Origin of the sequence: Marinicella gelatinilytica, from assembly GCF_026410405.1 — a bacterium.
Lineage (GTDB): Bacteria > Pseudomonadota > Gammaproteobacteria > Xanthomonadales > Marinicellaceae > Marinicella > Marinicella gelatinilytica.
Window position 1 is genome coordinate 1 of sequence record NZ_JAPMLN010000045.1, and the last position, 281, is coordinate 281.

A 281-nucleotide genomic window follows, 5' to 3' on the forward strand; every position below is an offset into this window, starting at 1 on the left:
CTTAAGACTGATGTTTGGAATATGAATCAAAGCATGCGCTTTTCAAATCTTGATTTAGTTTTGGCTTGTCTAAAATTATTAGAGTTTGATCAATTTGTTGACCCTAAATCGCTTAGGGTTATATGATCAAGCCTCACGGGTAATTAGTACTGGTTAGCTTCATACATTACTGCACTTCCACACCCAGCCTATCAACCTTGTAGTCTACAAGGGCCCTTTAGGACTCTCAAGGAGTCAGTGAGATCTCATCTTGGAAGAGGCTTCCCGCTTAGATGCTTTCA

Annotated in this window: 1 rRNA gene; it reads right to left on the minus strand. The window is 40.2% G+C overall.

Annotation, left to right across the window (positions count from 1 at the left end):
• Nucleotides 1–122: 122 nt before the first annotated feature.
• Nucleotides 123–281, minus strand: a 23S ribosomal RNA gene (locus tag OS173_RS13280); the annotation flags it as partial.